Source organism: Flavobacterium acetivorans (assembly GCF_020911885.1).
Lineage (GTDB): Bacteria > Bacteroidota > Bacteroidia > Flavobacteriales > Flavobacteriaceae > Flavobacterium > Flavobacterium acetivorans.
Genome location: NZ_CP087132.1, coordinates 961,101 through 988,088 on the forward strand (window position 1 = coordinate 961,101; position 26,988 = coordinate 988,088).

The window sequence follows — 26,988 nt, forward strand, 5'->3', positions numbered from 1 at the left end:
AATCACAAAAAAGAAGTTAGTTGGATTCGCTACAGGAATATTGCTTTCAATTCGGTAGCTTCGTGCGGTGTCATTTTTCCGGCTAATACTAAACTGAGTTGTTTGCGTCTTAAAGCGGCATCAAAACGTTGTTTTTCCAGTTCAGTTTCCGGTATTATTTGAGGCACTTCAACGGGTCTTCCTGTGTCATCCACGGCAACAAAGGTGTAAATCGCTTCATTGGCTTTGGTTCTATTTCCAGATTGTCTGTCTTCGACCCAAACATCAATAAATATTTCCATAGAACTTTTGAAGGCTCTAGAGACTTTGGCCTCAACATTTACAACGCTTCCCAAAGGAATTGCTCTGTTAAACGCCACATGATTTACAGATGCGGTTACGGTAATTCTTCGGGAATGTCTGCCTGCAGCTATACTTGCCGCTCGATCCATTCGGGCCAATAGTTCGCCGCCAAAAAGATTATTTAAAGGATTGGTTTCACTTGGTAAAACTAAATCGGTTAGTATGGTCAAGGACTCAGAAGGATGTTTTGGTGTCATTTTATTTGTCAATGTAATTGTTTTTTTATTGGATGTCTGCTAGTTTAGCCAGTATACAGCCATAACTGCTGGGATAAAATAGATAACAATAGTTCTGGCACCGTCATAATCTTTGGCCAGTCTTTGACCAAAAAGCAACATAATCAGGGTAATACAAGAAAAAACGGCTCCATAAAAGCCAAACATGCGACCATCGTTTACCACTAATTGGATAGCGCCTACTACGCATAAGATTCCGGCGATTAATTCTAATACTAGAATGTTGGCTAAGGCTAATGGTACTTGATTTCTTAAAGGGGTTTTGGCAAAATGGCTTTTCAACCAATCGACATTGTCTTTCCAATAGAACAGCTTATCATATCCGGATTGAAGAAAGGATAGGGCTAAAAAGACTAAAATTAAAATTGAAGCGACGTTGTTCATAGTATTATTTTTTATGGATTAATCGGGTGAGTTTGATAGATAAATCGGTTAAAATGATTTTGGCATTTCCGTTGCGTTCCACATGGTACATGGCATCCGAAAGTTCTTTAAAAATATCTTGAATGTTATTACCATTTACAAAAGGCGCAAAATTTTCCAATTTAAATTTGTCAACTTTGGGTTCAAAATAGACCAAACTTTTAGTTTCGTAATTGAGCAATAGCGCCTGACGAAACATTTCGATACAGAATTCGAGAAATTTTTTCTGAGTTTCTCTTCCTAAACCGGCAATTTTTTCGCTCCAAAGAATTAAATCTTGGATAGCTGCTGCATTTCCTTTTGCCTTAAAAGCCGCACGAACCCAGGTTACAAACCATTGTTCGAATGGATGTTCTTGATCGTCATCATGAAGTAAATGCAAGGCAATATTGTAATTTCCTTGTGCCTGATGTGCTATTTTTGCTGCTAATTTTGGGTCAGCATTTTCACGAGAAACTAAAGCTTCAGCAATTATAGGTTCACTCAAGCCATTAAAATGCAATACTTGGCAACGAGATCGTATGGTTTGGATGATGTCTTCTTCGTTTTCTGAAATTAAAATAAAAACCGTTTTTTCTGGCGGCTCTTCAAGTAGTTTCAATAATTTATTAGAGGCGGCAATATTTAATTTATCAGCCATCCAAACAATCATAATCTTGTATCCGCCTTCGTATGATTTTAAAGATAATGATTTCAGTATTTCTTGGGCATCATCGACACGGATTTCACCTTGCTTGTTTTGAACACCTAAAACGGCATACCAGTCAAATAAGCCGCCATAGGGATTTTGCGAAATAAATTTTCTCCAATCGGTTATGAAATCAATGCTTTTAGGGTTTTTCTTCACTTCATCGGTGGTTACCGTTGGGTAGGCAAAATGTAAATCTGGATGAGATAATTTTTGAAATTTTAAATTGCAAGATTCATTCGAACCTTGGTTTTCTGCATTTTGATTGCCACATAGAATATACTGGGCATAAGCGATGGCCATGGCTAAGGTGCCACTCCCCTCGGGACCTACAAACAATTGGGCATGAGGAATTCTGCCTAAATCGGCACTTCTTGTCAGATGACTTTTGATGTGTTCTTGCCCTAAAATTTCTGAAAATTGCATGAAGCAAAGATAGAAGAAAATGGGTTAGGCAAAAATTTTTGATTGCAAAGTTTTAGAGTCCTAAAATTCAAAATTAGTAATAGAAGAACATATTTGATTCGAATAAATAAGTGTTTGTGGCTATAAGTCTTGTTTTTATTGCGATATTCTGAATTGTTTTAATGAAAGTAATATTTTTTTGATTGGGTTAAACTATGTCTGAATTAAGATATTAGTTGTCATTTGTTAAATTATAATGTGTTTTTTACATTTTTTAATTCAGAATTTAGGTCTTAAGTTGTTCATAATTGTAGAAGTCAGTTTTTAAATAAGATTTTTTGTCAAAAAGGTAATATTTCTATGAGATAAATTTTGAGCATCATTTTTGGATATTTTTTTTTAATCTTATTCCTGCTAAAATTTTTAGTAATAAGTTAAAATAAAATTGCATGATTGTATATAAAGCCCTAGTATTGCAACGCTGAAATAGAGAAATACAAAACAGTTTATAGTATTTTAATTATTAAAAAAGACTGCTCTGATTTATAATTACGATCTGATTAGCTTTTTTTTGAGTGCATAATTGTGATATTTCTTTTTTTGATTTTATAATTACTTAAGAATAATAGTGCATTTTTTCAATTGTTGTACTTTTTTTTTTCAACATTTTTATTTGTTGTTAACTGCTCTTTTTTTTAAACGAATATTATAAAAAAAGTCGTTGTATTGCTCATTTTTACGGCATTGTGCACTCTTTTTTTTTATTTGTAATACTTTTATTTATGAAACAATTGTTGATAAATGTTGTAAATTAATTTTAATTATTTAATTTTGTTTCTATAGAGTCACTATTTAAGTTTAAAACTATGAATACTAAAGTTGTTTTTTTAAGTGTTTTTTTATTCACTGCCGGTGTTGTTTTTTCTCAAAATAAAAACGCACCAAGAAGTATTATCAGTTCAAGTGCATCAATTAAGAAGTACCATGGTTTGGACGAGTTAAGAGGCATGCAAAAAGGTGAGCTTTTAGAGCTGTATGTAGAACGCATACAGGTTCTTGTAAAAACCCTTCCATATATTGCCTTAGCTACAAAACCAGGTGTAACAATTGCTGATTTAGGAATTCCTACTAATAATGAAAATAGAAAAGCGATGGAATCTCAGGCAGAAGGGACAAGTGCTTTTCTTGATTTAACGGTGGATTTTCAGAGAAGAATGTTGCCATATTCAGATAAAGAAAATTTAATATCAGCTATTTTATTTTACGAGAATACGATGAAATCATTACATGAATTCAATGACTTGTAGTTAATAGCTTTCTATTCAATAAAATTAACAACTTACCTTTTATCTTATGAAAAATATAACTCAAATTATTAGCATCTTTCTTTTGGTAGTTTGTAGTGTAAATGCACAGCAAGAAAAAGGAATAATAGGATCAAACAATTGGTTAAACAATTGGACAGAATTCAAGCCAAATAAACTGGATTATGGCGAAGCCAATCGAATTTTGGCTGGAAATATTTCTGTAAATACAAGATTAGAAAAGAAGAATATTTATTTATTACAGGGAAGTGTTTATGTTACTAATAATGCAACGCTTACCATCGATCCTGGTACGGTAATCATATGTGACTCAGAATCTAAAGCATCTCTTATTATTACAAAAGGTGCTACAATAATTGCCGAAGGATTAGAAACCGATCCAATTGTTTTTACATCAAACAAAGGCCTTAAAAAAGCGGGAGATTGGGGAGGTATAGTCGTATTAGGAGATGCACCAATTAATAAATTTGGAGGCGTTTCATCTGTAAATTTTGATTTAAATTTGGCTTTAACTGCTTATGGCGGAGCAAATGCCAGCAGTAATTCCGGTATTTTAAAATTTGTAAGGATAGAGTTTGCAGGGGCAAAATTGAAAGGGACTGAGAATTTTAATTCTTTACTTTTAGCTGGTGTAGGTAATAAAACCATTGTAGAAAATGTAATGGTGAGTTATTCCGGAGGTGATTCTTTTGAAATATTGGGAGGTGAGCTTAAGTTGAATAAGATGGTCTCATTTAAATCAAGTAGTGATGATTATAAATTTAATTACGGGACACAATGCCATATTGAGAATTCATTAGCGGTTCGTTCTTCATTTTTGTCAAGTAAGTATGGCTCAAGATGCTTGGATGTTGCTTCTTACGTTACTAAGGAGGAAGTCGATTTTACAAGAAAACAAACACTAGTAGTAGCTACTAACTTAACCTTGGTTAATAATAGCGAAAACATAAGCGTTGATATTGAGTCAGGTTTAGTAAAAGAAGCGATTTATGTAGGAGAAAATTCAGCTTTAGAATGTAGAAGAACAGTGATTTCAGGATTTAATCCAGCAGTTTTATTAGATAGTAAAATAGAAATTAACGATAAAAACCTTAATAAAATTAAGTTTGAACAAATGTATTTCAATTTCTGTAAAGGAAATATATTTACTGAATTTAATTCTAATAATGAAGATTTAGAAAGCTGGTACGGGAATAGTATTTTTTCTAATGTGTATTCAAAAAGTGACAATAAGGAAACCTTTATTGACTTTTTGAATGATAAAAGACCTGATTTTAGATTAAAAATCGGAAAGATTGTGGCTTCAAATGTCGATAATAAATAGTTTTAGCTAAATTTTAGGTTTTTTAAAAGCCTATTAGGTGTAAAATATAATAAATCACTCCTAAGTTATATTTGTTAATTATGCTAAATAAAGATCAGTTCTGCGATGCCTACTATAGAAAAAAAATGTTTTTTTTATTTTTTATTTTTTGTATTATCCTTAGCAAATGAGGGTTATGCTCAAATAACGATTGGTAAATCTACGCTTAGTTTTACTCAGATTTGTGCTGACGCTGATTATAATACTCAAGTGCCTATTTTGTCTACGGTAACTTTTAGTTTTAGTCCACAATCGGCTTTAAGTTCAACCAATCAATTTATAGTAGAATTATCGAACGCAACGGGAAGTTTTTCTAACCCTACAACTTTGGTTAGTTCTGATGTTGGAGCTATTACCAAATCACCCGCTACTTTAGGATTTCGGATTCCCACTAACATAGCAGGAGAAGGGTATATGATAAGAGTACGGAGTACCAGTCCAGCATCCACCAGCCCCGATTCGAATTCCTTTTCTGCCTATTATCAGATACAAAACACGCCTTTTTCCATCAATAATTTTGTTGAAACGGCCACTTATTGCACCGGAGGAAGCTATGTTTTAAAAATAGATACTCCCGGGACAGCTACCAATGATTCCCCATTAAAGTATCCTTCGTTGACCTATAATTGGTTTAGGGATAACGGTAATTCAGTTCCTCCAACATTATTGGCAAGTGCCAGTACCGGTAGTTATACAGTAACCCAACCCGGAAAATATTATGTAGAGACCAATTATGGTTCTTGTACTTCCTATTCTTATTCTAACAGGGTGACCGTTTCTGAGTCCACCGCACAAGCTTCAACCATAACTTCCAGCAAAGGAAATCCCTTTTGCGCTTCCGAAGGTCCTACAACACTCAGTACACAAACCGCTAATAGCTATCAATGGTTCCTTAATGATGTGAAAATTGAGGGAGCAACTGCGAGTACTTATCAAGCTACTAAAGCAGGCTTATATGTTGTAAAAGTAGATTTTGGAGGATGTACTACTGATGCATCGATTAATTTACAGGAAATTCAATTTTCGAGTGCTATCAATATTTCAGGAACCAATACAATAAAGGAAGGCGAAATAAAAACAGTAATCACAACAACAACTGCCGAAAATCCTGCTTATCAGTGGTATTTAAACGATGTAGTAATTGAAGGAGCCAATGGCGCCACTTTTGATGCGACAGCGGCAGGGGATTATAAGGTTGTTATTAGCCAGACTACGGCTTGTATTGCCTCTGATGAATTTCTTTTCACTATAAAGTACCCTATCGTTGATCCAGATGTCGTTTTGATTCCTAATTTGATAAGTCCAAACGGGGATGGGATAAATGATACTTGGGTGATTCCTCAGGAATATTTAAGCGGCACAAATACCGAAGTACTGTTGATGAGTTCTACAGGTGAACAAATATTTAAAACAAATGATTATCAAAATAATTGGCCTGAGAATATGGTGGATTTTAAAAATGTAAATCCGGTCTATTATTATATCATTACTACGCAGGATAAAAAAGTGAAGAAAGGTTCCATAACGGTAATAAAATAATATGAAGAAAATTTTACTTTTATTTACTTTATTTTATGGCGTTTCTTCCGCACTTTATTCTCAGACAACAACAGCTGAAGATGGAGTGGTTTCGTTTGCATTACCCGTTCGAAATTCATTAAAATTCAATAAATTTATTATTAATCCCACCTTTAGTTTTGTTAGGGAACAAAGCACTTTTGTCAGTTTTTATAATAAAAGACAATGGGTACAATTTGATAATGCACCCCAAACGTATTTGTTTAGCTATGCCGGTAGGTTGAGTGAGACCCAAGGAATCGCCGTTGGATTGTTTCAGCAGAATTATGGTGTTTTTACCACCTTTGGAGCGGTTACTAATTTCGCTCAAAATGTAGAATTAGATCAAGACAGCAATCTTACTTTTGGCTTGAATTTAGGCTTTTATAAAAGCGGTTTCAATAGCGGTAAAGTAATTACAAACTACCCAGATCCTTCTTTAGATAATATTCCTTCTAATTTTCTTTTTGCCGCAAATCCCGGAATCAATTATGGGACGGCCTTTCTTGATTTTGGAATATCGCTAAATAATTTGTTTTTATACAATTTAAAAACATCGCAACTGATTCAAGATGATCCTGAAAAAAGCATCGAATTGCATCTGATGCACACGGGTTATTTGGACAGCTATGGTTTTTTTGATAAAAGTAAATTTTCGGCTTTAGTAAAAACAGAACTAAAGAAAGAGAAAACGGTTGTTTCAGGCTTAATGATGTTTACTATTCCAAGTGGTGTTTGGGCTCAAGCGGGTTATAATACTTTATATGGAGCTTCGGCTGGTTTAGGATTGAATATTACACCTAAAATTTCCGTTGAATATAATTTTGAAAAGGCTACAGGCAATTTATCAAATTTTGGATCTTCTCATGAAATTACACTTGCCTATAATTTTACGAGTAAGAACAATTATTATGGCGATGAGGAAGAAGAAGGGGCATTATTTGTTCCGGATTTGAGTCCAAAATCGGTAAAACCTAAAAATACAACCCCTTATGTCGATGCTAAAACTAGGGCAGCTAATGCCCAAGCGAAGCTAGCAGCCGAAGCTAAAGCAAAAGCCGATGCACTGGCACAGGCTAAACTGGCTGCTGATGCCAAAATTAAAGCCGATGCGGAAGCGAAAGCCAAATTAGCAGATACGAAAGCGAAAGCCGACGCACTGGCACAGGCCAAACTCGATGCTGATGCGAAATTAAAAGCAGATGCAGCAGCCCAAGCGAAGCTAGCAGCAGATGCGAAAGCGAAAGCCGACGCACTGGCACAGGCCAAACTCGATGCAGATGCGAAAGCGAAAGCCGAAGCGCTGGCACAGGCCAAACTGGCTGCTGACGCGAAGTTAAAAGCAGAAGAAGACGCCCAAGCCAAATTAGCAGCAGATGCTAAGGCAAAAGTCGATGTACTGGCACAGGCCAAACAGGCTGCTGATGCGAAATTAAAAGCAGAAGCAGACGCCCAAGCAAAATTAGCTGCCGAAGCTAAGGCGAAAGCCGATGCACTGGCACAGGCCAAACTCGATGCTGATGCGAAATTAAAAGCAGAAGCAGACGCCCAAGCCAAATTAGCTGCCGAAGCTAAGGCGAAAGCCGAAGCGCTGGCACAGGCCAAACTGGCTGCTGATGCGAAGTTAAAAGCAGAAGCAGACGCCCAAGCCAAATTAGCTGCCGAAGCTAAGGCAAAAGCCGATGCATTAGCTCAAGCTAAATTAGCTGCTGATGCGAAATTAAAAGCAGAAGCAGAAGCAGAGGCTCAAGCCAAACTCGCTGAAGAGCCTAAGGATGATAATGCCAGGGAAATGAAAAATTTAACCCAATTTATTGAGGAGTCCAAAAAGACGCAACAAGAACTATTAGAAAGGCTTGATGTTACGGTAGCAGATAGGGAAAAAGACCTGAAGGACTTAAAAGAGGAAAATGATTTAAGCGATAAAGGTATTTTTAAAGAACCTAAGCCGTTTAAGAGTGTTTCTGCCCAAAATAATGCCTTACTTTCATTAGAGTTTGAAATAGAAGAACTAAATAAAATGCAAAATAGCAAGATTGCTAGTTTGGAAAGTTTGTATAAAGAGCGACTTAAGAAAAGCAATAAAAACGATCCAACGGTTCAATTCTATTTAAAAACGATTGAAACTTTGAAATTAGATCAAACGAAAGCAATACAAAAGAATACGAATTTGCTTTCATCATTGGAGAAAATTAAAGAAGGTATAGAGATTGAGAAAAAACGCCGAATTAAGCGAGCCTCTTTCGAGAATGATCAAGGCAAATATTTGAATGATGTAGCAACATTGAAACGTATCAAAGAATCGACTCCGCTTAGTAAAGAAATTTTTAAACCTGAAGATTTTGATTATGGTGATGAGCAGTCTAATATGCAGATTGTAAAGAATGTACAGAATGTGGATGGAGGTTATTATCTGGTACTGGCTGTACATAGTGATGTTGCGAAGAGAGATGCATTTTTGACCAAAGTAGTGGCAGCTGGCGAACGAAATATTAATTTCTTCTATGATGTAAATACCAGTAAATATTTTATTTACGACACTAAATTTGATTCTATCGAAGAAGCTAAAAAAGCATTGGAATCTAGCGGAAGTAAACCATACAACGGTAAAATGGTAATGGTAAGAGTGGAGAATTAAGCTAAGAATAAAACTATAAAAACAAATAAATTCCTCAGTATTACAAAATGTAAGCGGAGAGCTAGTTAATAATATTAAAGGACGAATGCTTTCTTAATCTTGGTGCCCCTTCTTAAGAAACCATAAGTCAAACCAGAATAACCATGAAAAAACCTACTTTTTTTAAAGCAGCTCTTGTTGTTTTAATGATTTTACTGCATTTTGGTTCTTATGCCCAAACCTATAAGCCTTTTTCGATAAGAAAAAATATAGAGATAAGAGGAAAAATGATTGTGGCTGGGAATAATATCCTAGGCCAAGACAAGATCCTTCCTTTTAACAACAACACAAAATCTAACCAAGATATTGATATGAAATATATCAATATTGATAATGGAGCAACCCCAGGTATTTTTAGTTCCAGTAGTGCTGATCTAATAGTACCAAAACAAGCAAACGGTAGCACCACCAGTTGTTATAAAGTTGCCTATGCCGCCTTGTATTGGGGAGCTATGTTACAGAGCGGGAGTAGAACAGATATAAAAAAAGTAAAATTAAAATTACCTGGAGCAACTACCTATAATAATATTATTGGTGAGGAAGTTTATGATGCAATTAATGATCCAATCAAATCTTTTAATAGTGAAAATCCGAACACGCCTTATGCTTGTTATGCAGATGTGACCGATTTGTTAGGTAGTTTGTCCGATCTAAACGGAACCTATACTGTTGCTAACGTAATTGCAAGTGAAGGTTCTAATGGGTCAACAGGATTGTCCGCAGGTTGGACACTTTTTGTGGTTTATGAAGACCCTAGTCTTCACATGAAGTCATTTACTGTTTTTGATGGATTTACTCAAATTTTTAATACAAAAGTGGAAGATATTCCCGTTTCGGGGTTTATAACTCCTAAGTCTGGTAATATAGATCTACAATTTGCCTATGCTGCTTTAGATGGTGATAAAACTATTGGAGCAACAAAACTGGAATTTGGAACGAAACAAGTTACCACTCCCTTAAGGCCTGCCAACGAATTTTTTAATGCTACTGTTGAAAATACCAATGGAGTTCAAACACCAAGAAATCCTTCGGGATCAAACACCCTTGGTTATGATACCGGAGTTTTGGAAGTTAATGCAGCAGAGCCGGAATATATTAAAAATGATCAAACTTCTACCAGTTTCTCATTGCAAGTTGCCAATGGGAAAGCAGATCCTGTATTTGCTTTTTTCTCTGCCTATGCAGTTGATATTATCGCACCAAAAATAGATCTGACCAAAATAGTAAAAGATGCAACAGGAGTTGATGTTGGAGGTGCTACTGTCAATCTAGGACAGTATTTAACTTATGAAATCAGCTACCAAAATGTAGGGAATGATAATGTGACTAATTTTACGATAAAAGACGTACTACCCGTAAATGTTACTTTTAATCCAGATACTGATATAGATTACAGCAACGCAGGAGGGGCAACATTACAGTCTTACGATCCGCTTACAAGAACACTTATTTTCAAAATTCCGGATGCTTCGGTTTTAATAAAAGGAGGCTTATATACGATACGATTAAAAGTTAGAGTAGCGACTGATTGTAATAGTTTAGATACAGCCTGTTCGAACGAAATAAAAAATCAGGCTTTTGCCACCTATCAAGGGATAATTAATCCAAAAGTAGTCCAGGAAGAGGGAAGTTTTGCCTCCACAGCTTGTAAGTTGGGATCGCCAGAATCTACTAATTTTTTGGTAGATATCAGTAAATGTACATTTACCCAGAAGGTTATTTTATGTGGGTCTAGTGCGGTATTGAAAGCATCAGATGGTTACAGTAGTTATTCTTGGTCAAAAAGCCTTGATGGAAGTAATCCAATCGGTACGGGACAAACCTATACAGCTACACAAACTGGAACCTATTATGTTCATAATAGTGCACCAGCAACTTGTAAGGATATTGTTGAAGAAATTACAGTTAGCTTTTTTGGGGCAACGAACACAAACCCTGTAATACCTTATGCTCAGTCTCCTTATAGAGGAGAAGTAGTGATTTGTACAAATAATGCGAAGCCATTGCCGAATCTTTTTCTGTGTGGTGCTAATGACACACGTTTAATTAAAACCGGAATTAGTGATGCCACATCGATTGTTTGGGAGAAATTAGATGAAGTTGCTTGTCCCTCCACAGCTCCTGCTAATTGTGCCAATGAAAATTTTGCCAACACTTGTTGGAAAGAAGTGGGATCTGGGCCGGATTACTTGGCCAATACAGCGGGTCAATTCAGAGTTACTTTAAAATATGCTGGCGGATGTCAAAGTACCTTTTATTTTAATGTCTATCAAAATCTACTGGCGCCTACTTTTACCAAGGAAGACATTGTTTGTAATTCTCCAGGAAATATTACTATTGGGGATGTGCCTAGCGGATACGAGTATAGCTTAGACGGCATCGATTATCAAGATAGTCCTAAATTTTCTATAGACACTCCAAATAACTATACGGTTCATATCAGGCAAAAAATTGCAGCCCAATTTCTTTGTGATTTTACTGTACCCAATATTCAAATATATAAAAGAGATTTGGCGGTTGATACTTTTATTACTCAGCCTTCTTGTACTGGCGACAAAGGTTTCATTAAGCTTGTTGCCAATAATGTTGACCCTCAATATTTTTTCACCATTTCTCAAGGAACAACAATATTTGGAAGTGTTGGTCCTATTGCAACTAACGAATATACCTCTCCTGCCTTAAGTCCGGGTCTTTATAATGTAACTGTCTCCACAAAAGACGACAATTGCCTTTATACAGATATCGTAGAGATAATTGCCCCGCCATTACTAAAAGTAACAGCCAGCCTTAGTAAAGCATTGACCTGCGTCGATGGTGAGATAACCATAAATGTTCAAGGAGGTACAGCAAATTATAATTATTATGTAAATGACGTAGAAGTTTTATTGAATACTCCTTTAACGTCTATTACAGTTCCGATTGCTACAGCGGGTACTTATAATATAAAAGTGATTGATGTCAGTAACTGTGAAGCTACCGATGCAATTACAGTTGCTGCCATCCCTAAACCAGAATACACGGTATCCAAAACAGATGTGAAATGTTATGGCACTAATTCTGGAGAAATCAAGTTTGACGTTACCAATAATAATGGTTATACTTTGTCCTATGGAATCAGTACGGATAATGGAGTAAACTATACGTATGGAATAAATCCAACGATTTCAAATCTTGCCGCGGGAGAGTATTATGTTATCCTGAAATATTCATTAGACGGCTCGGATTGTTTAGGAACTCCTGAAAAAATTACAATTACAGCGCCTTCTACTGCTTTGACTGCTTCGGCGGGAGTAGCGAGTTTAGCGGGTTGTACCCTTTCAGGAGATGGAGGATTGTTAAGAATTACAAATGTTCAAGGAGGAATCGGAGGTTATGAATACAGTTTTGACGGAGGTGCTTCATGGCAGACTTCAAATGAAAAAGAGGTATTGCCGGGTACTTATGTCCTTAAAGTTCGTGATCAAGGGGGTTGCGAATATACAATTCCTTATAGCATTATTTTAGATGAAAAACCAACTGCTCCAACAATTACTGTAGATTACTCAGCCTTTAACTGTGATGGTACCGCGACTGCTACGGTAACAGTTACAAATGAGGGCGGAGCAAATTATGAATATGAATATCTGATAGATGGTAATCCAAACCCGAATACGGCTGACCCAAAAGTTTTTTTAAATCTTGCTTCGGGTTCATATACCATAACGGTAAATTATAAGTTGGTATCAGTCCCAACTTATAGTAATTTATTATTTGAAGATTTTGGTTCTGGACCAGACGTTACTTCTCCAGGAATTAATACATTTTATTATAAATGGGAGCGACAAGTGCTGGCTACGCAACAAAATGGAAGTATTAAATTAAATGATGGTGAATATACTGTTACTGCAAAGATAGTATCTCCGCACGGAACATGGTTGAATCCAGTAGATCATACAACAGGAACGGCAGTAAATAAAGGAAGATATTTAGCCGTTAATATTGGGGATCAGATTCCGACATCAGCGATTTTATATCAAAAAGAGATAAAAGATATTATACGAAATCAACCCATAAATGTCAAAATAGCAGCTATAAACTTATTGATGTCAGGGCGAAATGGAGCTAATCCGAATATACAATTGGCGCTAGTAGATCTTGCAGGTAATGACGTTTCTAGTGTAGCTACTGGAGCTATACCCAAATCAAATAAATGGGAAGATTATTTATTAACTTTAAATCCCGGAGACAATACTAACTTAAAATTTGTAGTGCGATCTAACGTACAAGAAGTAGATGGTAATGATGTGGCTATAGATGACATAGAGGTATACCAACTCCCGGAATCTTGTATAACCGAAGTTGAATTTCCAATTACAGTCCCTACGGATAAGGCTTTTACAGCTACAGTTAGCGGAACGGATTTGACTTGTGCCACTTCTGATGATGGGACTATCACCATTGCGGCTCAAAATTTCAATACGACTAGTGGTTTCCAATACTCTATTGATGGTGGTACAAATTGGGAAATTAGTTTAGTTTCACCAGCAATAGTGAAAGATTTAGTAGCGGCAACTTATGATATTCAGGTTCGCTATAATAATTTAGGGGATTGTACTTTGCCCTTAGGGACTATAGAAATTAAAGCTCCAACTCCGGTAACGGTTTTAGCAACTGTTACAAAGGAACCTACTTGTACTACGGGGGCAACTATTACTGCCTCGGCAGCTGGAGGAACACCAGCATACGAATACGAATTGCGTGAGTCTGATGGGGTCATTATTGTAAAAGCTTTTAGTAACAATAATGGTATATTCACAGATGTACCAACAGGGGACTACCTGGTTTATGCACGTGATGCTAAATTATGTATCAGTGCTGTTGGAGCTCCTGTTTCTGTTATTGCGCCGATACCGCCTACGGCAACCATAGACGCAACATCAAATTTATGTTTTGACACTAATGCTACCATTGTCGTTACCATTAGCGGAGGCGTTGGACCGTATAGTTATAAAGTAAAAGTAGATGCGGGTGCTTACAGTGCTCCGACGCCTACTTTTACAGGAACTTCATTTACCTATACAGCAACCGCCGCAGGAAGCTATTCTTTTATCGTTATTGATAAAAACAATTGCGAATCTAACGAAGTAACACAGATAATTAGTCCTAAACTTACCGCTATACCAAAAGTTTTCAAATCATTAAGTTGTGTAACGGGTTCTAGCGATGCGATTATTGAAGTCGAAATTGTTGGTGGTACCAGTCCATATACCTATGTTGTTAAAAACAGTGCTGGAGATATTTTGGTTTCCAACGGAACTACAACGGGACCAAAATTCCAATATTCGGCTACAACGGCTGACACCTATACTTTTGAAATTAAAGATGCCAATAAATGCCCACTAACGGTTACCCAAAAAGTAAATCCATTGGTGCCCGTGACCGCAAAATCAACTGTTACTGACGTCACATGTTTTGGAGCAGATAACGGTAGTGTAATCCTTGAAGCGCTGACAGGAGTGGCTCCATTCACATTTCAACTTTCAGGAGGTAATTTAGTTTCTTCAAGCAATACATCGGCTTCTTATTCCGGTTTAATAGGATCAGTTGCCGGGACTTCTTATGATTATATAGTTACGGACAGCAAGGGATGTATTTATAATGGAACAATAACAGTAAAACAACCGGAAGCCCTAGAATTAACAGCCAGTATAACCACGGCTTATACCTGTGATGGTCCTGCAACTATTACAGCTGTAGCAGATAAAGGGAACGCCCCTTATACTTACGTACTAAAAAGAAACGGTAATCCAGTTGCCTCAAATACGACAGGTGTATTTTCTAATTTAAGTGTTGCGGGAGATTATACAGTTACGGTTTCGGATGCCAAAAGCTGTCCATTGACTGTAGCTGCAGGAACGATTGTAGCTTTGAACCCGCCAACGGCAATGACCATTGGAAATTCGGCACTGAAATGCCCAACAAATAAAGCCACGGTAACCATTACTAATGTGACCAATGCTGCTGGAATTGAAATTACTTCAGGACTGGAGTATCGAATAGTTGCACCAACAGCTACTGTTTTTCAATCAAGTAATTCTTTTGCAGATTTAGACCCGGGAGTAATCTATACTTTTGAAGTTAAGGATGCCAATAATTGTACTTATTCTAAACCTTATTCCATCGCTCCGTTGCCAGTTTTCACGGTAGCTGGCGTTGTGGATGCAGATGTACAATGTTTGGGCGAAGCCAATGGTTCGGCCACCTTTACGGTTTCTGGATTAGGGAATGATGTTGAATACACGTATACTATTGATGGAGGAGCTGTGCAATCAGGAACTTCACCAAATACAGGAACTACGTTTACTATTGTAGCACCGGGATTAAATGCAGGTACGCATAGTATTACAGTGACTAATACACTAACTAATTGTCCTGTTACAGCGTCAGTTATTATTGCAGGTCCATCTACAGTCTTGGCTTTAGACCCAACTGATTTGACTCACGTAACTTGTAACGTACTTGGTACAGCAGAAATCAATGTCACTGGCGGTTGGGGAAGTTATACCTATACGGTTACACCTACAGCACCAGTAGGAGCAGTAATTACGCAATACAATAATGAAAAATTTATTAATTTATCTGCGGGAGATTATTCGTTTACGGTAACTGACTTAAAAGGTTGTCAAGTATCAGGAACATTTACTATTGATGATAAAGTTGCTGTTGTTGCAAGTATTGATGCGACATCAAATTTTTGTTATGACCCAACTAATAAAGCTACTATTAAAGTAACACCAAATACATTTGCTAACTATGTGTATAGCATCAATAACGCAACGCCTCAAAATAATGGAACTTTTGCAGGATTAACTCCCGGTAAATATACCATTAGAGTTACCGATACATCAACAGGATGTTATATCGATTTAGCAGAACAAACGATTGCTTCTCCACTAACTGCAAGTACTATCTTGCTTAAGGATTTAGACTGCGATCCTATTAATCCTGAGGCAAATATTCAGATTACGATTGCTAACGGATACCCTGACTATAAATATAGAGTAAATACAACGGGTAATCCTTTTTCAGGTGTTTATACTGAAGTAGGTGTTGGTCAGACAAAATTTACCTATTCAGATTTAGCAGGCACCTATTATTTTGAAATTACAGATAATAAAGGTTGTACAACCGTTGTTTCTAGAACAATAAATACCATAGTATTACCTACAGCAACTACAACACCAACAAACCCTAAATGTTACAATGGAAATGATGGTTCAATTGTAGTTCATGCAAGTTCAGGTACTGGACCTTATACATATGAAGTTTCAACTACATCTGCTACTGGCCCCTTTGTCGCTATGACTTCAAACTCTTATCCAGGGGCTACTGCCGGAGATTATTGGTTTAGAGTTACAGATGCTAAAAAATGTCAATTTGTAACAGCGGTAACCACATTAACAAATCCTTTAGAATTAACAGCTACAGCAGAAGTTACAACTGAACTAACCTGTGGGACTGGGAACGTGTCTCAAGCTGCTATAATTACCGTTACTGTAGATTTACCAGGAACACCATATAGCGGAGCAAATCCATATCGATACAGCTATAATGGTCAAACACCGGTAACTTCTAATACTTATACTACAACAAGCTCAGGGCTAGTTACAATTGATGTTTATGATGCGAATGGTTGTAAAGTTTCGACTTCAACTACAGTAAACACATTAAACCCACCAACTGCTTTGGCTTTTGTTCAAGTGAACTCAATTACTTGTGATTCAACTCAATTAGATACTGATTTGGAAGTAACGGTTACTAATGGAGTAGCTCCATTTAAATTTGAAATCACAAGTACAGATGCTGCAGTAGCTCCAACTAATCCGGTTGCAACGGGAGTTAATGCTCAAGAGCATACTTTTGTAGATTTAGCTCCGGGAACTTATTTCTTTAAAGTGACCGATGCTAATAATTGTACTCTTACTGGACAATATAAAATTGATCCCGTTGTACCAATTCAAGCGGTTGGTGCTATTGTTACTAATGTAACTTGTAATGGTGCTGCTGATGGTAAAATTAAGTTCACGGTTTCAGGAAACAGAACAGGAGGTTATACTTATAGCTTAACGGGAAGTATTTCAGGGATAATTACTGGTCTTGATGCGAAAGTAGGTGATGTTATTAGCTTTTCTGGACTAAAAGGAGATGAAGATTATACGTTTACTGTTACAAATACAGCAACTAAATGTTCTGCCACCAAAACAATTACACTTTCACAACCTGCGGCTATTACCGCTTTAGATGCAATTGCTACTAAAGTATTTTGTTCGAAAACAACTTCAACGATTACGGTTTCTGCCACTGGTGGAGCAACGCCGTTGTATTATGCAGTTGTGAAATTAGGTGCAGCCGTTCCAGTTTTCCCAGGAGATTACAACACTACAGGTTTATTTAGTAAAGATACTACTGTGGATGGTTTAGCTTATACGGCTTATGTAGTAGATAAGAATGGTAATTGTTCCCAAAATATTCCTGTAAACGTAGTGAATGATGCTGCACCAACTATTGACCCTGTAGCAGATACTTGCTATTCAGGAGCTTCGTTTGCTGTTTCGGTTTCGGGAACTGTTTTTGCAAGTAGTTCAATACAATACGGTATTGGTACTACGGCTGCAAACCTAACCTACAATACAAACGCTGTAAAAACAATTACCGGTCCAGGTACGTATTATCTTGGAGTTAAAGATGATAATGGTTGTACTGCGACTACATCATTTGTGGTTAATAGCCAATTGACCCTTACTCCAAAATTAGACAAAAACCTTAGTTGTTCTTTACCAGAGGCTGCACAAATTACATTGTCAGCTGGAGGAGGAAACGGAACTTATACTTATGAATACAGATTAGACCCAAGTGCTACTTATATTGCAATTGCAGGAAATGTTTATAATCCTACAGTAGCAGGAGATTATTATTTTAGAGTGACTTCTGGTGGCTGTTCTGTAGAAACCATTGTTCCGGTTAAGGTTACTGATCCGGTGTTACCAGTGATAACTAATGTTTCAGAATTACAATCTATTAAATGTAATGGATATGCAACTGCAGCACTTTCAGTAATTTATGATAACACACAAGGTGTTGCACCGTTTGTGATTACCGTAGACCAATACACGGATAATACTTATAGTTCAGTGCTTAAAGCTTTTGGTTCACAAACGTCAAGTTTACCTGCAGGTTTTTACCAAGTAACATTGATAGACGCCAAAGGGTGTACAGATACTGAAAGGATAGAGATTGTTGAACCAACTTTAATTGTTGTTGATAGAACGATTACTCATATTACTTGCGACTCTGGTACAGGAGTTTCATTAGGAAGTATAACAATTAATTCTGTTTCTGGAGGAACGCCAAATTATATTTATCATGTAACTGGAGTTAATGGTTACGATGAAAAGTTTCCAAATGAAACAGGTGGTACTGCTGTTTTTGAGGTAGTTGATTTTGGATTGTATCAAATTATAATTACAGATGCTAATGGTTGTACATATATTGAACAAGACATACTAGTTGCATCGCCACCAACTGATTTAGATATTTCGGTTGAACCAGTTGGACCAACTTGTGCGGGCTTAGGTTCTGCTGAAGTTGCTATTGGATCTTCTTCGTCTATAACAGGTGTTGGTCCATTTCATTTTGCGGTTTATACCCCTGGTTTAACTTATACAGGTCCAACAGCCTTACCTTGGTATGATGAGGATTCAAATGGAAGTAAAAAAGCCACTATCCCCAATTTAATACCTGGGGTCAATTATACTTTTATTGTGTATGATGCCGGAACTGGTTGTTATTATTTTGAAACTTCAACACAGGCGATACCAACGAATTCTACTATAACAGTTGACCCAATTACTGCTAATAATATTACTTGTAAAGGGGAAGCAGATGGTAATGTGACATTTACAATTAATCATCCTTATACTGTTGCAACGCCTATTACATATCAAGTTTACAATTCGCAATCCGTTTCTGCAGTTGGACCTTTAGTTTCCACCACAATTCCGGCTAGTGGTTCTTTGATAGTTAATAATTTTGGGTCATTACCATTTGGGAATTATTTTGTTTTAATTACAGAAACCACGGGAGCGCCTAATGATGGGTGTAGTATTGCTTCTGTACCTTTTAATATTTCAGAATCTGCAATAGATCTATCAGTGACAGCTTCATCATTTAAAAATGAAAATTGTAATGATTTAGGAATTATCATTGCTGAGGCCAAAGATGGTACTGCACCTTATGAATATTTAGTAAACACTACAAATACGACTCCAGTTGCAACAACTGCGGGTTGGCAACCTAGTGGTACTTTTAATTTAGCTGCAGGAATTTATTATGTTTTTGCCAAGGATGCTAATGGTTGTGTAAAACCTGTGACTGCTTCGGTGACTTTAGATCGTGACCCAGATCCAGTATTTAACTTGGCGGTGACAGATTTATGTGCCGGCGAAGGTAATTATGAAGTAGTGATTAGCGTTACGGATTCCTCACCATCTATGGCACCATATTCAGTGAGTGTAAATGGTGGTGCTTTTCAAAATTTCACAGGATTGACTTATTCGGCTACGGGTCTTAATTCAGGGGAACAAACTATAATTATTCAAAACAAAAATGGTTGTCCAGTTGAAGATAAAATAACTATAAATGCAAAACCTCAGGCAACGGCCGAAGTAGCTAAAGTTTTAGATTGTTCGGTTAGTCCAAATGCTGTTATTACCGTTACCATTACAAAAGGAACAGGGGATTTTAAATATGCAGTTAAAAAGGGAAGTGGTTCATTTGGTTCCGATATCGATGTGGGAGCAGCTTTAAGAACATTTGATTTCCCAGTAGCTGAGGCAGATGCAGCGACTTACGTATTTGAAATTACAGACGCAAACGGTTGTACGGTGCAAACAACTGAAGTTGTTATTGATCCAATCATTACTCTCGTTCCAGCTTATAATCCAATTCAACCATTATGTAATGGGGGGGCAGGTACTATAGAATTATCAGCAACAGGAGGAAAAGGGCCATATACTTATGATTTTAATGGTTCAGGAGTATTTTTACCTCAAACTATTTATACAGTATCTGCAGGAACTTATCCTTACATTGTAAAAGATGCTTTAGGATGTGAAGTAACTGATTCAGCAATATTAGGTGAGCCAACAGCAGTTGTTTTGGGAATACCTATAATTACTCCATTGAGTTGTGGTACTGGAAATGTAGCACAAGCAGCAACGGTTGTTTTGTCGGCAACGGGAGGTTCAGGAAGTTATGAGTACAGTTTTGACGGAAGTGATTTTAGTTTTGAAACAACTTATACCGTTAATGATACAGATTCAGATCAAACTTTTGCTTACGCAGTAAGAGACGTAAATGGTTGTGAAGCTTCCAGTACAGTTACTATTTTGAAATTAGATCCTCCAACCAGTTTTGATATTGATCAAGCCGACGTGATTACGTGTACTACAAATGATACAGATGTTACTATTTCGAAAGTCGTAAATGGTGCAGGTCCAGTAACAACAGGTTTGACGTATCAAATTATTTCTCCATCATTTGTTCAGAATAATGCGAGTGCTACATTTACCAATCTAGTATCTGGAGATTATGTGTTCCAAGTAACGGATGCAAACGGATGTGTGAAGCAATTACCGTATGAAATTTTAGATGTAATTAGTATAGATATTATCGAACAGTCAACAACAGGAATTACTTGTTTAGGGGCAAGCGATGGTAAAGCTAGTTTTGTTGTATCAGGTTTTGGTACAGGAGTAGGAACGTATCATTACATACTAGATGCGGAGCCCGTTGTAAATGCTTTAACAGCAGCTACAATTGATTTATCAGCTTTAGCGGCGGGTAATCATACTATTACAGTATATGATGATGCAACAACTTGTTTTAAGACGCTTAATTTTAATATAGCTGCTCCAGCTGTTGCTTTAGCGATTTCTAAAGTTGTTACACCATTGGGTTGTACTACTTTTGGAGATGTAACAATTACCGCCACTGACGGATGGGGTGATTATGACTATACATTAACACAGCCAAATGCAACAGTTTTAAATAACAACACAGGTGTTTTTGGTGGCCTTACTCAAATAGGCACATACATTATATCAGTAAGAGATGCAAATGGTTGTGAAGAAACAGATTCATTTGATTTAATTACTCCGGTTAATCCAACAGCAACAATCGATATAACTTCTGATTATTGTTATGTAGGATCAAATACAACAACCTTAGTGGTTAATGCGGCCTCTACATCTACTTTTGTAGTAACGCCTTTTGAATATAGTATTGACAATGGGATATCATTCCAATTATCTAATACCTTCTCTAACTTAACTCCTGGTAGTTATGATATTATTGTAAAAGATGCTTATGGTTGTACATCATTAGTAGCTGTAAACACAGTAATTGAACCACAGCTTTTTGCTACGGCAGAAAATAAAAAAGATATTTTCTGTACTGTTGGAAATGAATATGGAACTATCAAAATTTCGGCAGTAGGCGGTTATGGTTCTTATGAATATACAGTTTCTGATGGAGTGACGACTTCAGTTCCAGTAGCATTCCCGGTAGGGTCTAGTACGGCTGACTTTACAGTTACAGCTCCGGGTACCTATACTTTTGTGGTTTATGATGCTAAAGGATGTTCTTACGCTATTACAAATACGGTAGTGATGGTGGCTCCAACTGCAGTTACTTTTAGTGCAGTTCCAACTTCACCAAGTTGTTCAGGAACACAAGGAACTGTTGATAACGGTAGTATTTTAGTAACATTAGATGCAACAAATGACAATCCGTCGTATACTTATACCCTTACTCAAACAGGACCTACAGCTGGAATTTCACGTACTCAAGATACCGGTTTATTCACTGGTTTAAGCAGGGGAACTTATTCTGTTACAGTTATATCTGGCAGAGGTTGTGCAGCTATCCAAACAGTAGAAATAACCGCTCCAACTCCAGTTGTGGCTGATGCTATTGCATCGCCATTTACATGTTCACCAACGAATACTTTAAACGCAACTATTGTTATAGTTACTGGAACAGGCGGTGCCGGATCGGGAGCAATTACGGACTATAAATACAGTAAAGACGGAATAAACTGGAACGATGCCAATACCTTTACGGTAATTGATACCGAAGCCGTTCAGAACCTAACCTATTATGTGAAGGATGCCAATGGCTGTATTGACGATGTTCAAATTACAACTAATCCATTCCCTAAATTGATTTCGGCTACAACAAGATTAGTAACTAAGGCAGACTGTCTTAATTTGGATCAGGAAATGATAGGCGTTGATATTGTAGGTGGGGCTACTCCTTACAATTTTGAATATCAAGTTGCGGCGGATGGTGGTTTATTTAGTATCCCTGCTACTGTAATTCTGCCAGGAGAGAATAGTTTTGAGTATCTAGCGACTATGGCCGCAGGTCATTTCTATCAGTTTAAAATAACAGATAGAACTACTGGTTGTTCTATTCTTTCAGATATTTACAACGTTCCTGTTTTCAATACGATGCAAGTTATTGCAAGTGCTGCAGCTGATGTAGATTGTAATGGCAATGCTACGGGTGCCATTGAAATTAACATCATTAATTATGATGGTCTTTATGATTATAAAGTTTTTGACGGCGCAAATCCAGTGGAGGTGTTCTCAGAAACTGGAAAAAATACAACGACTAACCCGTTTGTAATTCCTTTCGGATTAGTAGCCGGAAATAATTACAGGGTTGAGGTTACACAAGCAGCCTACCCAAGTTGTACGGTTGCTTCAGCGGATGTTATAATTAGCGAACCAGCTGCTTTAGACATAAGCGGAATGGCTGTAGACGTTAAGAATCAAAACTGTAATAATGCAGGTGCAGTATTGACGGTTGATGTTGCTACTATTGTTGGAGGAACACTAGGCTATGAATATGCTTTTGTGCCTAGAGGAGATAATCCGGCCGGATCTTATTCGCCTTCGCCAACCAAAACAATTCCGACTTCACAAATAGCTCCGGCATTTGATGAAATAGATGTGTATGTAAGAGATGCTAACGGATGTTATGAGTTCGTGACTGTACCAATTAGTGCCGATCCGCTTCCTGTAATTACGGATGTAACTGTGGATAGTCAATGCGCTAGCGCAACCGGATATAGAATAGATGTTACTGCTACAGGAGTTGCACCTTTAAAATACAGTCTGGACGGAGTGCAGTTCCAGGATGATGCTTTCTTCACGGTTGATGCTGCTGCAGATTATACCGTAACGGTAATGGATAACAACGGATGTACTACAACTGCAACGACTGCTGTAACGGTTCTTGAACCTCTAACATTACGTGGTGAAGTTTCTTTAGTACCAACATGTAAGGATGCGGATGGTGAAATTACCTTATATGCTGCTGGAGGAACAGTTACACCTGCTAATAATTATGTTTATTTCGATAAAAACATAGGCACGCCCCAACCAAGTAATGTATTTACCGGTTATGCTCCAGGAACTTATAATTTCGTAGTTAGAGATTTAGGTACACTTTGCGAAAAAGAAGTTCAAGTAATTATTGATGCACCTACCGATGTTATTGGAATTACGGCAACACCTACCGCGGTTACTTGTAAAGGGGGATCAGACGGAAGCATTTTGGTAAGTTTAGACGCATCGAATAATAATCCTATTTATACTTATGCTTTAAGTGGACCAGTTGGATTCACCGCTAGATCTGCTCAAGAATCAGAATTGTTTGCTAATTTACCAGCAGGTAGTTATACCGTAACGGTAACTTCTGGACGTGGTTGTGAAGCTCAGGGAACTGCTGTAGTGGTTGAACCGGATCTAATTGTTGTTGCTGCTCCTGCAGTGGATGGTTTTGGTTGCACCACAGGAAACAGCCTTAATTTTGCTACTATTAGCGTTGATCCAACTGCGATAACAGGAGGTTCAACAAATTATGTCAATTATGAATTTATTAAAGTTGGAACCCCAAATACAAGAGTTTACTTTGGTCCAAATAGTCAATACACGGAGTATGATTTATTAGGCGGAACATATATAGTGAATGTCTATGATGACAAAGGTTGTATGGGCAGTACCACTGCATCAGTAACCATCGATCCATATATTCGTTTGGAGTCTGCTGATGTTACAGTTACAGCTGCTATTACTTGTCTTGATGGTGAAAGTATTCGAGTAAATGTGACTACAAATGGAGGAACACCAGCAGTATTGGATTATGCTATTTCGGATGCTGCGGGCAATGCTGTAGCAGGGAATCCTAACAATCAAGACGGTATTTTCACAGCATTACCAATAGGGAATTATATTATTACCGTTAGCAATCCTGATACCGGCTGTAGCATACAAACGGTTCATTATGTAAACAACCCGAATACCTTTGTATTAAAAGCGGTTAAAACCAGCGATGTAATTTGTTATAATTCGAATGAAGGAACGGTCGAATTAACACTAATTGATAATCAAACCAATCCAGATGACGAAGCTGGCCCTTTTAGCTATGTTTTAACCAGACCTGATGGAACAACGGATAATGGCAATTCACCTGATAAAGGACCATTTACCTTAACAGGTTTAACTGCCGGATTGTACAGCGTTACGGCTACTTTAGTAAATAGCCCGTTTTGTAGTGCCAGTAGCAGTTTTACCATTGTGCAACCCGCTGCAGTTTTGGATATTACAGAAACGAACACCGCAATTACTTGTGTTGCCGGAAATAATGACGGTTCTATCTCCGTAAGCGCAACAGGAGGTTGGTCAGGAGGTTATGAGTTTGAAGTTCTTAAAGATGGGAATCCTTTCATCGGTTATACAACTCAAACAGAATTTACCGGTTTAACAGCAGGAATCTATAGAATCAATGTAAAAGACAGCAAAGGCTGCGTTGATTTTGTCGAGGTTGAATTGAAAAATCCGGATCCTATCATTTTCACGGCAACTCTTAGTGCAGCTGTTGTAAGTTGTTTTGGGGATACCAGCGAAAACATCGAGGTGACAACGCTGCCTACAGGAGGTTCAGGAAGTTATTTATATACCTTGATAAGCACTTTTGGAGATGGGACTGTAACGAGCAATGGGCCTCAAATTTCTCCAATATTCCCTAATTTGGGTGCCGGAAGTTATGAGGTTAAGGTGACCGATAATTGGAATTGTTCGGCAATTTCAGCTACTCCTATTGTAATTAGTGAGCCAACAAAAGTAGTAGCAAGCTTAGTGACAGCTACCACAATTACTTGTGATAATGATGCGACTCTTACATTGAGTGCAACTGGAGGGACAGAACCATATACTTATAGCGACAGTGCTACTTTCACTGCGGTTTTAGGTTCGTTCGCAACTTCTGTAACGTTCTCAGTGCCTGTAGGAATCTATCATTACTATGTAAAAGACGTCAATGGTTGTACGAGTTATATTTCGAATGATATCAAGATTGATCCTTTAGAACCTTTAGAGGCAAATCTGGATGTTCAAAATGCAGTAGTTAATTGTAAAGGGGATGCTAGCGGAGTTATTGTGGCGCATGCCACCGGAGGACTAGGAAACTATGTTTATACTCTTTTAGACGGTGCTGGCAATGCAATAGTACCTGCACCAGTACAAAGTTCGCCGGGTCGTTTTGATGGATTGATTGCTGGTTTCTATCAAGTAAAAGTAGAAAGCGGTGATTGTGAAATGACTTCTAGAATTGTTGAAATTAAAGAACCATTAACAGGCTTAACATTTAACACTATTGTTACCGATGTTACTTGTAACGGAGAAAACAATGGTAAAATAGAAATTAACGCTTCTGGCGGTACAGGCCAAATCAAATATGCTATTTCACCGCGTTTGGATCAGTTTTTTGATTCTGGTGTTTTTGACGAATTGGTTCCTGGAGTATATCAGGTGGTGATTCAAGATGAGAACGGCTGTTTTGAAGTTTATGATTTCGAAATCAAAGAACCTAGTTTGTTAAGTGTTTCCACTGTAGCGGATTCTGTTTTTCCGGAAATTTGTGCTGGAGACAAAGACGGTGCTTTTAGCATTGAAATAACTGGCGGGACAGCACCTTACAGTGTTAGCTTGGGAGATATTGACGGAACTTACACCACAGGAGATTTGACTCAAACGGAATTTGACTTTACAGGATTGAGTGGCGGAAACCATTTTGTTTTCATTCGCGATGCTAATGGTTGTACAACCGATTGGCTTGTGGCTTTACCTGAGTCTATAAACATGAACCCAATTGCTATAGTAGATTACGGTTGCGTGAATAATGCTGCTGCCAATACAGTTACTATAATGATTGATGACAGTATCACTAATCCTGCCGATGTTGATTACGCCTTAGACGGAGGTAACTTCCAGGCTTCAAGTGTGTTCACTAATCTAGTTCCAGGTTTCCATTATGTTACTGCAAGACATAGTAATGGCTGCGAACAGCAAACCATTAATTTTGAAATTAAACAAGTAGAACCATTGACACTTGTTTTGAATGACGGTGGATTGAATGAAATCGTTGCTGTAGCCGCAGGTGGTGGAGGGAATTATAAGTACACGCTTAATGGAGAATCTTATAGCAATAAGTCTAATTTCATCATATACAAATCAGGAAATTATACTGTTACCGTTACGGACGGTAATGGTTGTGTCGCTTCGGCTACCAGGTATTTCGAGTATATCGATGTTTGTATTCCGAATAACTTTACGCCAAATGGAGACGGCATCAATGATGTATGGGCTCCTGGATGTACGGTAAACTATAAAGATTTGACTTTCGAAGTTTTTGACAGATACGGCCGTAAAGTGGGTAATTATCGACTAGGACAATATTGGGATGGTAGATATAACGGAACGGAGCTTCCTTCAGGAGATTATTGGTATGTTTTAAAACTGAATGATGTCAAAGACGCTCGTGAATTTGTGGGGCATTTCACGCTGTACAGATAAATTTATTAAAGT

The 26,988-nt window shown here is 37.4% G+C and carries 8 protein-coding genes; 5 read left to right on the forward strand and 3 right to left on the reverse strand.

Going from position 1 to position 26,988, the window contains the following annotated elements; genetic code table 11:
• Window positions 1-29: 29 nt before the first annotated feature.
• Genes LNP19_RS04335 through LNP19_RS04345 form a run of 3 tightly spaced genes read right to left on the reverse strand, consistent with a single transcriptional unit; the run spans window position 30 to window position 2,115 of the window.
• Window positions 30-539 (reverse strand): acyl-CoA thioesterase, encoded by a 510-nt coding sequence (locus LNP19_RS04335; protein ID WP_072940305.1) that lies wholly within the window; start codon window positions 537-539, stop codon window positions 30-32.
• A 39-nt stretch (window positions 540-578) separates the two neighbouring features.
• The gene (locus LNP19_RS04340) at window positions 579-962 is read right to left on the reverse strand and encodes a DoxX family membrane protein (protein WP_230063585.1); all 384 of its coding nucleotides are present in this window, start codon (window positions 960-962) and stop codon (window positions 579-581) included.
• A 4-nt stretch (window positions 963-966) separates the two neighbouring features.
• Window positions 967-2,115: a DNA polymerase III subunit gene (locus tag LNP19_RS04345; RefSeq protein WP_230063586.1), complete on the reverse strand. Its 1,149-nt coding sequence runs from the start codon at window positions 2,113-2,115 to the stop codon at window positions 967-969.
• An 845-nt stretch (window positions 2,116-2,960) separates the two neighbouring features.
• Between LNP19_RS04345 and LNP19_RS04350 the strand changes: the two genes are divergently transcribed.
• The 5 genes from LNP19_RS04350 (at window position 2,961) to LNP19_RS04370 (ending at window position 26,976) form a co-directional block, all read left to right on the forward strand.
• The gene (locus LNP19_RS04350) at window positions 2,961-3,401 is read left to right on the forward strand and encodes a hypothetical protein (protein WP_072940296.1); all 441 of its coding nucleotides are present in this window, start codon (window positions 2,961-2,963) and stop codon (window positions 3,399-3,401) included.
• Window positions 3,402-3,447: 46 nt separating this feature from the next.
• The gene (locus tag LNP19_RS04355) at window positions 3,448-4,743 is read left to right on the forward strand and encodes a hypothetical protein (protein ID WP_230063587.1); all 1,296 of its coding nucleotides are present in this window, start codon (window positions 3,448-3,450) and stop codon (window positions 4,741-4,743) included.
• 105 nt (window positions 4,744-4,848) lie between these two features.
• On the forward strand, window positions 4,849-6,321 hold the full coding sequence (locus LNP19_RS04360; protein WP_230063588.1) for a T9SS type B sorting domain-containing protein: 1,473 nt from the start codon (window positions 4,849-4,851) through the stop codon (window positions 6,319-6,321).
• A 1-nt stretch (window position 6,322) separates the two neighbouring features.
• Complete coding sequence (locus tag LNP19_RS04365; protein ID WP_230063589.1) at window positions 6,323-8,977, forward strand: PorP/SprF family type IX secretion system membrane protein; 2,655 nt, start codon at window positions 6,323-6,325, stop codon at window positions 8,975-8,977.
• Window positions 8,978-9,120: 143 nt separating this feature from the next.
• Window positions 9,121-26,976 carry a T9SS type B sorting domain-containing protein gene (locus LNP19_RS04370; protein WP_230063590.1) on the forward strand — a complete coding sequence of 5,952 codons (17,856 nt, stop codon included), beginning with the start codon at window positions 9,121-9,123 and terminating at the stop codon, window positions 26,974-26,976.
• The last annotated feature ends 12 nt before the right edge of the window (window positions 26,977-26,988 follow it).

Excerpts from the sequence above, each read along its gene's own strand:
- LNP19_RS04370 (WP_230063590.1), top strand. The coding sequence starts at position 9,121 with ATGAAAAAACCTACTTTTTTTAAAGCAGCTCTTGTTGTTTTAATGATT.
- LNP19_RS04345 (WP_230063586.1), bottom strand. The coding sequence starts at position 2,115 with ATGCAATTTTCAGAAATTTTAGGGCAAGAACACATCAAAAGTCATCTG.
- LNP19_RS04360 (WP_230063588.1), top strand. The coding sequence starts at position 4,849 with ATGCCTACTATAGAAAAAAAATGTTTTTTTTATTTTTTATTTTTTGTA.
- LNP19_RS04365 (WP_230063589.1), top strand. The coding sequence starts at position 6,323 with ATGAAGAAAATTTTACTTTTATTTACTTTATTTTATGGCGTTTCTTCC.
- LNP19_RS04355 (WP_230063587.1), top strand. The coding sequence starts at position 3,448 with ATGAAAAATATAACTCAAATTATTAGCATCTTTCTTTTGGTAGTTTGT.
- LNP19_RS04335 (WP_072940305.1), bottom strand. The coding sequence starts at position 539 with ATGACACCAAAACATCCTTCTGAGTCCTTGACCATACTAACCGATTTA.
- LNP19_RS04350 (WP_072940296.1), top strand. The coding sequence starts at position 2,961 with ATGAATACTAAAGTTGTTTTTTTAAGTGTTTTTTTATTCACTGCCGGT.
- LNP19_RS04340 (WP_230063585.1), bottom strand. The coding sequence starts at position 962 with ATGAACAACGTCGCTTCAATTTTAATTTTAGTCTTTTTAGCCCTATCC.